Annotated in this window: 9 protein-coding genes; 2 read left to right on the forward strand and 7 right to left on the reverse strand. The window is 62.3% G+C overall.

What is annotated here, in order from left to right; all coding sequences use genetic code 11:
• Nucleotides 1-18 precede the first annotated feature (18 nt).
• From IG169_RS23640 to IG169_RS23655, 4 genes are read right to left on the reverse strand one after another with little or no spacing between them, the layout of a single operon-like run.
• The gene (locus IG169_RS23640; protein WP_193178742.1) at nucleotides 19-678 is read right to left on the reverse strand and encodes a nitrate reductase; all 660 of its coding nucleotides are present in this window, start codon (nucleotides 676-678) and stop codon (nucleotides 19-21) included.
• The gene (locus IG169_RS23645) at nucleotides 675-1,739 is read right to left on the reverse strand and encodes a hydrogenase small subunit (RefSeq protein ID WP_193178743.1); all 1,065 of its coding nucleotides are present in this window, start codon (nucleotides 1,737-1,739) and stop codon (nucleotides 675-677) included. Before IG169_RS23645 ends, IG169_RS23640 begins: the two co-directional genes overlap by 4 nt.
• Entirely contained in the window at nucleotides 1,732-2,166 is a 435-nt protein-coding gene (locus tag IG169_RS23650; protein WP_193178744.1) for a hydrogenase expression/formation C-terminal domain-containing protein, read from the reverse strand. Before IG169_RS23650 ends, IG169_RS23645 begins: the two co-directional genes overlap by 8 nt.
• The gene (locus tag IG169_RS23655; RefSeq protein WP_210326177.1) at nucleotides 2,163-2,657 is read right to left on the reverse strand and encodes a hydrogenase maturation protease; all 495 of its coding nucleotides are present in this window, start codon (nucleotides 2,655-2,657) and stop codon (nucleotides 2,163-2,165) included. The genes IG169_RS23650 and IG169_RS23655 overlap by 4 nt, the downstream gene beginning before the upstream one ends.
• Before the next feature lie 151 nt (nucleotides 2,658-2,808).
• On the opposite strand from IG169_RS23655, the gene IG169_RS23660 reads away from it, so the two are divergent.
• Nucleotides 2,809-3,063 carry a HypC/HybG/HupF family hydrogenase formation chaperone gene (locus IG169_RS23660; protein ID WP_193178745.1) on the forward strand — a complete coding sequence of 85 codons (255 nt, stop codon included), beginning with the start codon at nucleotides 2,809-2,811 and terminating at the stop codon, nucleotides 3,061-3,063.
• A gap of 299 nt (nucleotides 3,064-3,362) precedes the next feature.
• Nucleotides 3,363-4,565 carry a hypothetical protein gene (locus IG169_RS23665; protein ID WP_193178746.1) on the forward strand — a complete coding sequence of 401 codons (1,203 nt, stop codon included), beginning with the start codon at nucleotides 3,363-3,365 and terminating at the stop codon, nucleotides 4,563-4,565.
• Between the two features lie 34 nt (nucleotides 4,566-4,599).
• On the opposite strand, the gene IG169_RS23670 is transcribed toward IG169_RS23665, so the two are convergent.
• The 3 genes from IG169_RS23670 to IG169_RS23680 form a co-directional block, all read right to left on the reverse strand.
• Nucleotides 4,600-5,709, reverse strand: a complete 1,110-nt coding sequence (locus IG169_RS23670) for a type 1 periplasmic-binding domain-containing protein (RefSeq protein WP_193178747.1) — start codon at nucleotides 5,707-5,709, stop codon at nucleotides 4,600-4,602.
• Nucleotides 5,710-5,835: 126 nt separating this feature from the next.
• On the reverse strand, nucleotides 5,836-6,198 hold the full coding sequence (locus IG169_RS23675; protein WP_193178748.1) for a hypothetical protein: 363 nt from the start codon (nucleotides 6,196-6,198) through the stop codon (nucleotides 5,836-5,838).
• Nucleotides 6,199-6,259: 61 nt separating this feature from the next.
• Nucleotides 6,260-14,896, reverse strand: a complete 8,637-nt coding sequence (locus tag IG169_RS23680) for a T1SS-143 repeat domain-containing protein (RefSeq protein ID WP_210326178.1) — start codon at nucleotides 14,894-14,896, stop codon at nucleotides 6,260-6,262.
• Nucleotides 14,897-15,005 lie beyond the last annotated feature (109 nt).

Genomic DNA, 15,005 nt, shown 5'->3' on the forward strand with positions numbered 1-15,005 from the left:
CCCTGTGTAATTCCTTGATCAGATTTGGACGCCGCGCCGCCCGTAGAAGGCGCCGGTCTGGCTTCTCGTCACGAAGACGAGGAAGGCATGGAAGAGCTTGCCGAACGGGAACCAGATCAGGAACACCGCGATGCTCAGGATATGGACCGCGAGCAGTGTCTCGTACTTCGCGCCGAGATGGCTGACCGCGAGCAGGCCGGTGAGAACCGGCGCGGTCGTGACAAGCCAGCTCATGTAGTCGTTGAAGCCCGACAGCAACCGCAATACCGGGCTCGTCAGCCGTCGCACCAGCGCCGCCGCAAGCGCCGCGAGCGTGACCACCGAGACGACGGAAATCACCCCGGACGGCAGGTTCGGCCAGGAAAGGCCGGTGAGGCCGTTGATGAACAGGATATGCGGACCGAAGCCAAAGACGATGATCGCAAGCCCGACGTGAAAGATGTAGCCGTTGACCAGGGCGAATACCGTCGACTGGCCGTAAGGCGGGCGCAGCCACATGTGGCGCACGAACCCCCGCGCGGCCGACACGGCCGCCGCCGGCGCGCCGGGCCGCGGGACCGAACGGTCCTTCGCGCGCGGCAGGAGGAACAGCGACGCAATCCGCCACAAAATGCCGAACAGGAAGATGGCGAATGCGTATTCGAGCGCGGGCCCGCGCGCAAAATCCAGAAGGCTCATGATCCCTTCTCCCCTGAAGCTGAAGCCTTGCGCCTGCGGGCAAGCAAGGCGCTGGCCGCGCCTACGACCGCCCCGGCGGCCGCCGCACCGCCGATGATCGCAGCATTTCCGCCCGTCCACGAAGACAGGGGCTTGTAAAATCCGCCGCGGTCCCAGAAATCCGGTTCCGAACAGCCGAGACAACCATGACCGGACTGGATCGGGAAGGACACGCCGCCGTTCCATTTCAGCGTCGCGCAGGCATTGTAGGTGACCGGTCCCTTGCAGCCGACCTCGTAGAGACACCAGCCGTTGCGCGCGCCCTCGTCGTCGAAACTCTTCGCGAACAAGCCCTTGTCGTAGAACGGCCGCCGGTAGCAGCGGTCATGGATCGTATCGCCGAAAAACGCCTTCGGCCGGCCGAGATGATCGAGTTCCGGGATCTTTCCGAAGGTGACCAGATAGGCGACGGTGCCGGCAATCGCCTCTGCGATCGGCGGGCAGCCGGGGATATTGATGATCGGTTTGTCGGTAATGATGTCGGAAACCGGAACCGCGCCTGTCGGATTGGGCTTGGCGTGCGGGATACCGCCGAACGCGGCGCAGGTGCCGACCGAGATCAGCGCCAGCGCATCCTTCGCCGTTTCCTGCAACGTCTCCAGATTGGTCTTGCCGGCATTGGCGGAATAGACGCCGCCATCCTTGGTCGAGACCGAACCGTCGACGACGACGACATATTTGCCCTTGTTCTCCTTCATCGCCTGCATCCGAGCTTCCTCGGCCGCATAGCCCGAAACCGCCTGCAACGTCTCGTGATAGTCGAGCGAAATGAGGTCGAAGATCATGTCCTCGATCGTCGGACTGAAGGACCGCGTCAGCGATTCCGTGCAACCCGTGCATTCCTGGAAGGAAAGCCAGATGACGGACTGGCGCCGCGCATTGGCGAGCGCCTGTGCCATCGCGGTCGATGAGGTCGGCGGCAGCGCCATAACGCTTGCCAGATAACCCGCATATTTCAGCAGCGCCCGCCTCGAAATCCCGCGCTTGACGAGAAGCTCCCCGATGGTTTCCTGCTCAGACATGTGCGCTTTCCTCCTGCGGGATCGGTTCGTTTGCTTGCGCCAGTTCATCCGACAGACGCCGCGCCGCTGCCGCCATGTCGAGGCGATGGGCGCTCAGGATCTCCGGCACCGGGACGATTTCGATGCGTTCGGACGCGACCCGTTCGCCCTCGCCGAAATGACGGATCCACCAGACGCCGGAATATTGCGTCTCCCAGAGCCGGCTCGCGCCCGCGACATCGAGCGTCACCTCGACTTCACCGCGTCCGAGCATGGCTTCAAGCTCGTCCCGGTCGCGTTTCGACATCGGGATACCAAGGAGATCGATGGCATGCGGCTCGCCTCCTTCCGCCAGGATGCCCAGCCGTTCCGCGATTTCCTGCATCAGGCTCATCGCCATGCCGGTCGAGATGTCGTACAGGGTGGGCGTCGCGCCGTCAGCGGTCATTCCGTTCCTCCAGCCCATTCGTCCAGCAATGTGCGGATCGCCGCGCAGGCCTGCGGAATCGCGGCGCCGACCTCGGGCCCCGGCGCCATGCCCCACGACGTTGAACCGGGTTGAACGGCGACCAGCGCGCGCCGGCCGGGTTCGCAGCCCGACAGGCGCGCCGCCGACATCAGGTCCGCGAGAGCGACCTCGTGGGCCGTCTTCTTCTTGCCGCCAAGCTGGGAATCCATCTCGGGACCAACGAACAGGCGCAAAGCCCCCGGCCCTTCGCCCAGTTCCATCGCGTCGACCACGATCAGCGAACCGGAGTCTTCAATTTCCGTGAGAAGCGATAGGCCGATCGTCCCGCCGTCGCGGATCGAGACGTCACCACCCAGATCATCCGCCTCCTGCAGCGTCTGGATAACGTGCACACCGAACCCGTCATCCGTAAGCAGGACGTTGCCGAGCCCAAGAACAAGAGTTGAAGCGGAGGAACCGCTCATCGTCATGCCAGCCTCCCTTTCGCCTCGCGGGGCAATCCGGCAATTTACGCAATCATGCGCGCATCTTTTCGCGTCGGCAACATCCCCGCAGTGACATATGTCAATTTGGGCGGATAAGTTATGAGTTATAGAACGATGATCGTCATTGGAGGCAGACATGTGTCTCGGAGTGCCCATGCGGGTCGTCGAATGCGACGGCTTCGCCGCCCGTTGCGAAGCGAAAGGCATCGAGCGCGAGGTCAGCCTTTTCCTGCTTCAGCACGAAACGATCGCCCCCGGCGACCACCTCATGGTTCACATCGGCCAGGCTATCCGCAAGATGACCGAGGCCGAGGCGAGAAGCACGTGGGAACTGTTTGACGAGGTATTTGCACGAGAAAGCCGACAAGGTGGGCTGCTACCTTCCGAATAACCAATAAGCATTAACTGACGCTAGCAGGTAGTTGATGTTATTGAGTTTAACTGAAAGACACACGAGGAAGACTGCCATTATCCTACCGATGAATTCAGATTAAACGAAAAGAATATTGGCCTGTTTTTAATAGGTTTTCCGGCCTCAGAGCGGCATCCGCTATACCTGACCGACATCCCGCACGGTTAAGAACCGGTTGCATCGACAATTAAAAAATTCGCGCCCCCCTTAACTGCCCATCGAATGAGTGACCTTACGGTATCTTTCTGCAAATTCCCGCAAGCAAGAAAGACTCCGCCATGACGAAATCATATCGCATGACCACGATCGCTCTACTCTCCTGCTCCGCGTTCATGCTGACTGCGGTTGGAGATTTTTCGCAGTTTTCCGATCATGGCCCGAATTTCGTCTCATCCGCCTATGCGAAAAACGGAAACGACGGCGGCAGCAGCAATGGCGGCGGGAATGGCAATGCCGGCGGCAACGGGAATGGCGGCGGCAAAGGCAGCGCGGGCGGAAATGGCAAGAGCGCCTCGGCAGGCAGCGACGGCAAGAGCAAGGGATTTGGATTCGCGTCCGCATCGACGCGCTCCGGCTCGAAAACCGGCAACTCGAACAAGGGTATCAGGGGTTTCTTCAACGATGTTTTCGGCAAGGGTTCTAAAAAGACAGGGAGCGCGTCAGCCAGGTCCAAGGCGTCCTCGAAGCATATCCAATCCGCCAAGCTGAAGGACCTCGCTTCCCTGCCCGTTCCCTCGGCGCGCGCCAAGGCACTCGGCAAAAAGGAGGACAAGAATTTTCACGCGAAACTGGCCGGTCTGAATTCGCTTAACCGAAACTTCCACGCCTATCTCAACGCGCAAGATCCGCGCATGGCAGCCATCCGCGATTATGTCATGGCGAATGTTGCGTACGAGAACCTGGCAGAAGATCTGTCTGCGGCCCAAGCAGTCCTGGATGATGCGATCGCTGCATTTGCCACGGACCCAGAGGTGGCGGGCCTGCTTGGGACGATCGATCCCGTCGAACTCGGTGGGGTGGCATTCGATTACACGGGCATCAGCTATGCCGACCTGGCAGATCGCAGGGCCGCCCTGCAGGAGGCTTATGATGCAGCCGTCTCCGCGGGCGATGACGCGACCGCGGCCGCCATCGGTAGCGAACTCGGCGTTATCGACGCGGCGCTCGGCACGCAGGCGGGAACGGACGTCACGACCGCCGAGGCTACGGTTGACCCGCTTCAGGGGCAACTCGACACGCTTGCCGGCCAGATCACCGACGAAGCGTTGACCGAAGCCCTTCTCGCCGCCGCGAACGACAATCGCGTCGCGGAATACGGTACGGAAGATTACGTTGACCAAGACATGCTCGACTGGGCGAAAAACCTTCTCGGCGTCGACGAGGCTTATGGCAAGATCGACGAGATCAGCGCCTATATGGACACGCAGACCGAGGCCGACACGACAACGACGCCTACGACCACCAATACGGACCCGAGCTGACTGTAGTAGGGCGACGGCCCGCGCCTCGCGCGGCCTAGAAGCCTTCCGGAGCCGCTTTAAGCGGCTTCAGCTGGCCGCCGTCGATGAAGTTCATCGCGAAAAGCCGTTCGGTTCTTCCGTCGGGCCGAAACCGGAACGAACCCGATGTCCCCCGGAATCCCGCATCGGTCACGAGTGTCTGCCGGTTCAGGGCTTCCGCTCCGCGCGATCGCACGATCCCTGCGGCAACAGCAACGAAATCATAGGCATAGAGCGCACTGGCGGGCGGTTCGGCGCCATATTTCTTGCTGTAGCGTCCGGCGATTACGCCGTGATTTCCCGTATCGGCGGACGGCACGAGCGCACCCTGCAATTCCGCGCTCGCAAACAGCGCGCCGGTCCAGTCGATGTTTCCGACAATGGCCGGCCCGTTGGCGGCCGGAAGATTGAGCGCCTTCACGATCTGGGCGATCTTCGCTTCGTTACCCGCAAACGCCACCACGCTGGTTTTCGCCAGATGGGGCCTCGCACGATCGGCGATTTGGGCGGAGGTCTGCGACGGCCGATAGGAAATGGGGGTGACTGTTCCAAAGGCGCCAATGCGCCGCTGCAGCGCCTTGACTGCCGGCGCGGGCATATCCGCCGGGATGAAAAGCAGGACCGAGCCCGGTTTCGCCGTAAGCGCGAAACGGACGCCATAGACGAGGCTGTCGGATGCGGAAGGCAGGAAGGCGAAACTGCCTTGCGGACGGCGGACGTCGTCCGGAACCATGGCGATCGTGATGGCGCTCGCGGGCGCAAAGGCTGTCAGCGCCTGCGGTCCGGCCGCAACCGCGGCAATGGGAATGCCGGCGCTGTCGATCGCTTCCGAAGCGCCTTTCAGCCGCCCGGCCGAGCCGGCGCTGTCGTAGAAGGCAAGAGCAAGCTTGCCCGCGCCGAGGTCTTCGAGCGCCATTTCCGCACCCTGGCGTATGGCCTTGCCCGTTCCCGCCCCGCTGCCGCTGAGTGGCGCGGCGATCGCGATCTTTACCGCGCCCTCGCCGACGATGTCGGCATCCACCGGCACCGCGGTCACGTTTTGCGCGCCGATATCGAGAACCTCACCCGTATTCGACGACTGGCAACCGCCAAGCGCCGCGAGAAGCGTCAGCGTAAGGCCGGACAAGGTGTATCGCAAAAGTCTAAAGGGCATCCGCACTTTCGATCTTTAACGCGCCTCGGCCCGGAACCACCCTTCCGCGGGCGGTTACCGAGCCGGTCGGCGCATGAGACTCCGGTGGCGCTTGCGCGCTCAGTACATGTATTGCTGCATGCGCTTGTAGAAGCACTCGCACTTGTTCAGATAGTCGTCGTCGCGGTGGTTGTAGCGCAGATAGCCATAGGCCTTTCCGCAGGCAACTTTCGCTTCGGACGCCCATGTGAAGGCGTGACGCTGCGAGTCGATCCAGGCCGAGCTGTCGGCGACGTTGACGGCTTCCGTCATCATCCGCACGACCTCGTCGGTCAGCTGATCATTACTCTCGATGGTCAGCAGATGTGCGGGCTGCACCAGCCGGCACATTTCCGGTGAACTGAACAGGTCGGCGGCGCTGGCGGACGCCATCACCCCCGTTGCCATCGCCAGAGCCAACGATAACGCCTTCACGATCTTCATGTGCAATCTCCTTCCATCGGGAATTCAGCCCGTTTCGCCGACAATGGCAAATGAAATTTTCCTAGTGGACATCTGTCGGCGTGTCCGAGTCGTCGAACAGGATCGAAATCGTCGTATGCACGCCGTGCAGGGTGGCGACGTCGACCATGGTCGTGCCGCTGCCCGTGCCGTCGGCATCGACCTGAACCGTGGTGTCGGTGCCGTTGTTGACGAGATTCACCACGGCCTCGGCCTCGCCTGCATCGGTCGGCGCATCCGTACCGAGCGACTGGAGAAGTTCGCTGAGATCGATCGTGTCCTCGCCATCGGCATAGTCGGTGATGATGTCCTTGACATCCACATCCGTCAGGCTGTCGACGCCGATCACGAACGTGTCCGCGCCCTCCCCACCGGTCATCGTGTCCGACCCGAGCCCGCCGGCCAGGATGTCGTCGCCGTCGCCGCCGATCAGGATATCGTTGCCGTCGGTGCCGATCAGGACATCGTCACCGTCTGTCCCCTGGATCGCCAGGCCGGTCTGGACGTCCGCGACGGCCGAGCTGACACCGGTTCCGTCACTCGCGAGGACATAGCTGCCGTCGAGGTTTCCGCCGTCGCTGAAGGTGACCGTGTAGCTCGCGTCTTGCGGATCGACGATGCTGCCGTCGTCCGTCGCCAGCCCGATCGTCAGCGAACCGCCTTCGGCGACCGCTCCGTCGGGCAACGCGATCGTCAGGACCGTACCGTCATCGGACACACTCACCGCAGCGCCCGCGACTTCCTCGCCCGAGGAGTCGGTGATCACCACCTGGCCGGGTTCGATGGTCGCGGCCTGGGCCGAGATATCGATCTGGATCGAGGAGACGAACTCCGCCGCCAGAGCCGCCGCCACGAGGGTGAAGACGAACTGGTTGTTGCCGCTGGTCGTTTCGACCTGCCGCGTCTCCATGAGCGGGGCGTGGCGGACGACATTGGCCATCAGCATGTCCAGCACTTCCTTTGACGGGTCTACAGCGTCGATGTCCCACTTGTTGTTCCCGAAGAAATTGTCCTCTTCGAGAATGATCGTGGCCGTCGTGCCGTCCCAGTGAACGAGATCGCCGTCCTCGAAGCTGACGCCACCGATCGACCCGTTGCCGGATGTCGAGAAGATGATCTCGTTGTTGCCGAGAACGTGGACCGCATCGATGTTTTCGTTACCGGAAAAGCCCGGGCTGGCACCCGCAAATCCGTCGTTTTCGTCGAAGAATTTCGTGAAGTTAGATCCGTCGAATTCGATGAGATCGCCATCATCGAACGAACCAACCCCGGACGACATCGAGAACACGAGATTGCCGGTGTCGGGATTGACGCTGACGGCATCGATATTGGACGCACCAACATCGGATCCGTCGAAGAGCAGCACAGCACCGCCGGCACCGCTATTGGCGCTGACATCCCACAATACAATGTCCTCATTCTGGAAGTTAATCCAACCACTTCCAGCACTTGGTAGCCAGACACTACCGCTACTCGTGCTCAGAAGAATGTCGCCCGCGCTGTACGAAAGGGTGTTTGTACCGTTATTCCAGCCTTTGATGGACCCACTATCAGTGAAAACATGGATTCCGTCGACATCTCCATTGCTGTTCCAGAAATTGGTTTCGCTGAAGAGCTTGGAAACACTGGAACCGTTGTACTGAACAATGTCGCCATCTTTGTAGAGCGTTCCATTTACGGTCTCATCATCGGTGAACGAGAACGTCAACGTCGGCTTAATCACTGCCGTATCGATGGCAACGTTGTCCGAACCGCCGGAACCCGTATTGCCTGCCAGATCGGTATAGCTGCCGCCTCCCACGGTCACCGAACCGGTCCCATCGTAGTCGTCATCCGCAGTGAAGGTCGCCGTATAACTGTTGCCATCCACCTGGGTGAAGTTGGACAGAGTGCCATGGTCCGCGGTCACGTCGCCAGCCGTGAAGCCGGACACGTTCTCGCTGAACTCGAACGTGACCTGCGAGGTCTTGTCGGCGCCATTCAGGTTCGCGTCGACGATGTTCACCGCGACGGTCGGATTGAGCGTGTCGATATCGACCGTATCGGAGCCCGACAAACCCGGATTGCCCGACGTGTCGGTGTAGCTGCCGTCACCAACCGACACCGAACCCGAGCCATCGAACCCGTCATTGGCCGTAAAGGTCGCGGTGTAGGTGTCACCGTCCACTTGCGTGAAATCGGACAGCGCGCCACCAGCAACGGACACGTCAGTTTCATCGAAGCCGTTAACGTCCTCGTTGAACTGGAAGGTAACCTGCGAAGCGTTGTCGCCATCGCTGAGGTTGGTGTCGACAATGTCCACGGTCACCGACGGCGGCACATCGACATGGATCGTCAGATCGCCCTGGAAATTGTCTCCGTCGCCGTCGACCAGCACGTAGTTGAACGCGAGGTCGACGTCGGCCCCAAGGCTGTCGGGGGCGAAATAGTCCCAGTCGCCTGCATCATTGAGGCCGTTGTCGGCGAAGTTGAAGACCATCTTGCCGACGAAGCCAGGCACGTCACCGCTCTCGATGATCACCTGCGGACCGTCGGCAGCCGCCGTGAAGGTCTCGCCCATGATCGTGATCGACGCGATCGAACCGCCATCTGCGCCGTAGCCGCCGCCATTGTCGAAGATGTTGCCGCTCGGATTGCCCGGCAGGGTACCGGTCAGCAGGACTTCGAGTTCGGAGGCGTTGTTGATGATGACAGGCGCGTAATCGGCGTCACCCTCTGCCCAGGAAATCGGGGCGAGATTGCCGGTGCTGACGCCGCTGCCCACGCCGATCGCGTAGGAAACATCGACCCCGTTGTCGTGAAGGAAGGCCTCCCATTCCTGGCGGCTGATATCGCTGTCGGAAGGATTGATACCTTCCTCGCCAATACCATCGCTCGCCCCATAGGGCGATGCTGTCGGCTCGCCGTCGGAAATGAAGTAGGTCAGGGTCTGGTCGGCGCCTGCAGGCGTCGTACCCCAGTTATCCATGACTTCCTTCAGTGCGTCGTCGTAATCCGTGCTGCCGCCGCCATCGAGACCGTTGATGAACGAGATCGCGTCGGCCGTATCGGTCCACGCGGAACCTGCCTGCGTATTGTGGCTGGCGTCCGAATTGAACTCGACCACCATCACCTTGTTGAAGTCGACATCCGAGTTCTGCAACAGGTTGATGGCCGCCTGCTTCGCCAGATACATGCTGGTTCCCGACGTGAAGCCGTCGCCCATGCTGCCTGACGTGTCGATGACGAGCACGACATTGACGCTCGGCTGGGTGCCTGCTGTCGCGTCTGCTTCGGTTGCCGGAACCGACGGCGTGTCGTCGTCGATCGTTACTGTCAACGTCCCTTGCGCCGTCTCGCCATCGCTGTCCTTGACCTGGTAGGTCAGGTCGATCGTGATGTCGTCCTCGGTTCCCGTGACCGGATGGTCGAGCGGCATCAGCTGGGTGTAGGTATACTCGCCGGTCGCGGTGTTGAGCTCCACCTTGAACGCCGCTGTCGCCTGAGCGTCGCCAAGCGACGAAGCGTCCTTCGACGCGTAGAGGACATCGCCCGCGCCATCCCAGTAGTAGGTGAGCGCGGTGCCGCCGGATTCGACCGCGGCAGAACCCGTGTCGACAACGGCCGTTCCGTCGAGCGGAGCGAAGTTGATCGGATCGGATGCCGCCGGTCCGTCGGTGTTGAAATCGTGAATCAGCGTGCCGGACTGGCTGAATGCCTCGCCGGCGACGTCGCCGGTCCCGACACCGTCACCGGCAAGGCCGAGCGGCGCGAGCCCGTCTTCGTCCACCGCGATCGACTGTTCGCCGGCACTGGGCACCGTGTTGGTCTGCACATTCGAAAGCGTGACCGTCGCGGTCGACGTATCGCCGTCGGCGTCCTCGATCGTGTAGGTGAAATCGGCCTCGCCGTTGAAGCCGTCGCCAGGGGTGAAGGTGAAGGTGCCGTCACCGTTATACACGACCGTTCCGCCCGTCCCGTTCGTGACCGTGACTTTATTCACCGTGTCCACACCATCTGCGCCGAACACGTCATTGCCAAGCAGACCGTTCAGAACCGTCTCCCCCGTGATGAGGTCGGGGATGGTGTCGTTATTGGCGGTCGGCACATCGTCGACGATGTTGACCGTCAGCGTGTCGTTGGCGCTCTGGCTGTCCTGGTCGGTCAGCACCACCGCGAAGTCCTCGTAAAGGCTGTTTTCGCCCGAACCGGCCGCATGCGTCTCGTTGTCGACAAGCGTGTAGCTGTAGCTCACCTCGCCCGTCGCCGCATTGAAGCCGGTCACCGTCAGCGTGTTGCCCAGCGCCGTCGTGAACGCCCCGCCCGCAAACACCCCGTTCGTGATGAAGCTATGGCCGTCGATCGTCAGCGAGGCGATGCCGTCCGGGGAACTGATCGTGAAGCTGCCCGACTGCGTCGTGCTTTCCTTGCTCGTGTCCGAACCGTCAGCCTCCAAGGCGCCGCGCGCCGCCAGCAGGTCGTCCTCGTCCACCGTCACGTCGCCGCCATCGGCCTTCGGCGTCAGGTCGCTGATATGCGGCGTGGCGTTGCCGATGTCGATCGTCAGCGTCGCCGTGTCGGTATCGCCGTCGCCGTCACTCAGCGTATAGGTGAACACGTCCGACACACCGCCCGGCGTGCCCGCATCACGTGCATAGCTGTAGGAGCCGTCAGCGTTCAGCGTCAGCTTGCCGTAGTCGCCCTGCACCATGATGCCGACGCCCGCATCGTCCGTCACCGGCGTGCCCGTGTCGCCCGCCGCGACACCCGTCACCGCCGCGCCGTCGGCGCCGGGCGTGTCCGCCCCGCCATCGCCTTCCGCGTCCGTGATCACGTTGCCCGTCGCCGGACCGGACGTCCCCGACGCAATCGAATCCGTGTCGTTGTAGGCGGCCGGTACGTCGTCTGTCACCGAAACGGTGAAGCTGGACGAGGCGGAATCGCCGTCGGCGTCGGTCGCGACGAAGTCGAGGACCAGGTCGAGACTGTTCTCGCCGTCGCCCGACGGATGATCGACATTGTCGAACAGCGCAAAGGTGTAGCCACCATTGCCGTCACTGGACAGCCGGACGTCGAACACCTTGGTGCCAGACGTCGCGTTGCCGTCGGCGTCCGCGCCGACGCCGCTGCCATTGTCCGCGATGGCGACAATGAACGTGTCGGAGACGCGCACAAAATACACCGGATTGCCGTCCGAGGTCAGGGCCGTGGGAGTACCGCCACCGCTGGGCACGAACATCACCGGATCGCCGGTTGCGATCGTGTCGCCAAAGGCCACCGAGCGGTCGATCGGACCCGAACCGTCACCGTCGTAATTGTCCTGGCCCCAGACGACATAGAGACTGCCGTGCTGGACCACAGAGTCGTCGGTATCCGGATTATTGGCATCATAATCCGTATTCGGCAGATCGTCCTCGTCGACATACTCGTGCTCCGGCGCACCGATAACGGGCACGTCGTCCTTCACCGAGACGATGAAACTGGACGATGCGGAATCGCCGTCGGCATCGGTCGCGACGAAATCGAGGACCAGATCGAGACTGTTCTCGCCGCCGCCCGACGGATGATCGACATTGTCGAACAGCGCAAAGGTGTAGCCGCCATTGCCGTCGCTGGACAGCCGGACGTCGAACACCTTGGTACCGGACGTCGCGTTGCCGTCGGCGTCCGCGCCGACACCGCTGCCATTGTCCGCGACGCCGACAACGAACGTGTCGGAAACGCGCACGAAATAAACCGGATTGCCGTTCGAGGTCAGCGCCGTGGGAGTACCACCGCCGCTGGGCACGAACATCACCGGGTCGCCGGTTGCGATCGTGTCGCCGAACGCCACCGAGCGGTCGATCGGACCCGAGCCGTCACCGTCGTAGTTGTCCTGGCCCCAGACGACATAGAGACTGCCGTGCTGGACCACAGAGTCGTCGGCATCCGGATGATAAACATCATAATCCGTATGCGGCAGATCGTCTTCGTCGACATATTCATGCTCCGGTGCACCGATGAGCGGTGCATCGTCGTCGACGCTGACGACAAAGGTGCCACGCGCGCCAGCGTCGCCATCGGCGTCAATGGAGCGGAAACCGACGGTAAGATCGATATTGTCCTCGGTATCGGCGGTCGGATGATCGAGATTGCCGAGAAGATCGAACGAATAGCTGCCATTCGCCGTCGTCGGGTCGATCGTCACCTTGAAGACCTGGTCGGCGGTGTCGGCGTAATCGCCGCCACTCTTGTAGGCGATCAATTCGTAACCGCCGTTCCACGAGCCGCCGGTGCCGGCCGTTTGTACGATCTGGTAGGCCAGCGCCACGCCATCGGACGTGAGCACGGCGAGGCCGAGCTGGGCGGCCGTGACTGCGCCTGCACCAAGCGGCGTAGCGGATCCGCCCGGGCCGGTCGCGTTCACGAAGGCGACGGAGCGGCCCACAGTGTCGCCGGCGCTTTCGCCGAGCAGGTTATCATCCGCACCCCAGGAAATGCCGAGATTGCCGGAAGACGCCGTTGCGGAGCTGACAATGTCACCGTCATAACCGGTGTCGCCATTGCCATCAGGCAGGTTGCCCTCGTCGACGCTGGAATTGTCGGCGCTGCCCTGAACCGGCGTGTCGTCATCGACATTGATCGTCAGCGCGCCGTCCTTGTGGTCACCATCGCCGTCTGTGACCCGATAGGTCAGGGTGAAGAGCTGGTTGTTCTCGTCGTTGCCGGGAGCATGCAGGAACGGCGCATTCTGCGTCACCTGATAGGCGCCCGTCGCCGTGTCGAGCGTCACCGTAAGAACCGTCACCGGAACGCCGTCCTGAATCTGGGTGATCACCAGGTCGGATCCATCGGGATGAGACTCGATGCCCGTCGCTCCGCCGCTCGTCTGGATACCGGCGAGCCATTCCACGGAACCGCCGTCGGCGCCGAAATCGAGGTTCAGCATGCCATTGGCATGAACCGGCGCATTGTCATCGCCCGGGCCGTATTCGATGCCGCCCGGAAGATCGTCGTCCTCGAGCACGACAGTCGAATTCGGGCCTACGCTCGGACCGTCGTCGTCGAAGCTGATCCGGTTGCCGATCTGGACCGACTGTTCGACGATGTCGTGGTCGTAATCCTCGACATGCAATACCGCCGACACCTTGCCGGCGAGATCGATGCGGTCGTCCGGATTGTTGTCATTCGGATGGTAGAGCGACAGGTACTGGGCCACGCTCACATGGCCATCGGGCGCGATGTGGATGGCAAAGGCCGCCTCGCCGTTCTGGTCGCCAACGCGGCCCACCACGAAGCCGTCCTCCAGATAGAGGAAGATCGGGTCGCCATCTGTCGTCGACAGGCCGGAATCCGGGTCGTCGATGGCAAGCGTCAGCGTCACCTGCGCATCGTCGTCCGTTCCGCCGCCAATCGACATGTCGATCACGTCATCCGTGGCGTAGATCACGTTCATGTCAGTGTCGGAGCCCGGATTGTCGACGCCGCCGAACAGCTGTCCGAAAGCGAATTTGCCGATGAACGATGTCACATTGTCGTTCGCGCCGCCGCCGCTCTCGTCGATCCTGACGGCATTATCCGTCCAGATCGAGATCTCGGGCACATCGTCGGTGACAGTAACGGAGAGTTGGCCGGACAGGCCGATCGTGTCGCCATCGCCATCGGTCGCTTCGATTACCGCGCCGAAGTCGATCGCCGCGATCGATCCGCCGCCGGCGGTTGCGAGATCGGTGTTCTGGTCATTGCCGTCGACATGGTCCAACTGGTCGAACTGCCGGTAGGTGAACGCACCTGTCTCACTGTTAAGCGTCAGAGAGAAGACCGGGCGGTCGGCAAGCGAATCGAAGTCCGCGGTGCCGCCGCCATCGACATAAGCGTAAATCGTGTTCCCGGAGACGGCGTAGGACAGCGTGCCGCCCTTCGAGGTCAGGCCGAGCGCCGCCATTGTCGCGACCGCGTCGGACGAGAAGCCGAATCCGCCGCCTGCGGCCTGGCCGTCCGCGCCAAAATCCACCGCCGAGGCAAGCGAACCCGAAACGGTTGCGGCGTCGCCCAACCCGAAGACCGAGAAATCGGACGTCGAACCGTCGGTCGAACCGTCATTGGGGTGATTGCCCTGCGACAGCAGGTTGTGGATGTCGTCCTCGTCCGCCGTCACCGAAACCGGCGCGCCCGTCGTGACCGGCGAGTCGTCGACCACCCGCGCCGACAGGGTCACGTCGACATGATCGCCGTCACCATCGGTGGCACGAACCGTGAAATTGATCGACTGGGCCGCGCCGCGACCCGTGTCGCTGCCGTATTGGTGATCGATATTGCCGAGAAGATCGACGGTCCACCCTGTGTCAGCCGTGTCGAGCGTCGCGCGCAGCACAACCTCGCCGCTGCCGGCCGTATAGCCCTCGATCTGCTGGCCATCCGCCGACAGGCGGAAGAACACCGCATCGCCATCCGACGTCAGGCCGGAGTCGAGACCGGTCGCATCGCCGGCCGTCAGAACGCCGCCATTGGCATTCGGAACATTGAACGCACCCGAAAACGCGGTCGAGCCGAAACCGTCGGCGCCGAAGTCGACCTTGGTGATATCGCCGGTGATCGTGTGCGACTGCGCGCCGTCCGTACCGGCCGGCTGTACCGCATTTGCCGCGATATCGTCTTCGTCGACTACGACGTTGTGATTGCCGTCGCCAATCACCACGGGTGCATCGTCGACGATACGCACCGACAGCGTCAGGTCAACGGAATCGCCGTCGCCGTCGGTCGCCGCAACCGTGAAGTTGATCGACTGGCCGGCGCCGCGACCCGTGTCGCTGCCGTATTCGTGGTCGATA

The organism is Oricola nitratireducens, from assembly GCF_014904745.1.
GTDB classification, from domain to species: Bacteria; Pseudomonadota; Alphaproteobacteria; order Rhizobiales; family Rhizobiaceae; genus Oricola; species Oricola nitratireducens.

Bases quoted from the DNA above. Each gene is read 5' to 3' on its own strand.
- IG169_RS23650 (WP_193178744.1), bottom strand. From the start codon at position 2,166: ATGACCGCTGACGGCGCGACGCCCACCCTGTACGACATCTCGACCGGC.
- IG169_RS23675 (WP_193178748.1), bottom strand. From the start codon at position 6,198: ATGAAGATCGTGAAGGCGTTATCGTTGGCTCTGGCGATGGCAACGGGG.
- IG169_RS23640 (WP_193178742.1), bottom strand. From the start codon at position 678: ATGAGCCTTCTGGATTTTGCGCGCGGGCCCGCGCTCGAATACGCATTC.
- IG169_RS23665 (WP_193178746.1), top strand. From the start codon at position 3,363: ATGACGAAATCATATCGCATGACCACGATCGCTCTACTCTCCTGCTCC.
- IG169_RS23655 (WP_210326177.1), bottom strand. From the start codon at position 2,657: ATGACGATGAGCGGTTCCTCCGCTTCAACTCTTGTTCTTGGGCTCGGC.
- IG169_RS23660 (WP_193178745.1), top strand. From the start codon at position 2,809: ATGTGTCTCGGAGTGCCCATGCGGGTCGTCGAATGCGACGGCTTCGCC.
- IG169_RS23645 (WP_193178743.1), bottom strand. From the start codon at position 1,739: ATGTCTGAGCAGGAAACCATCGGGGAGCTTCTCGTCAAGCGCGGGATT.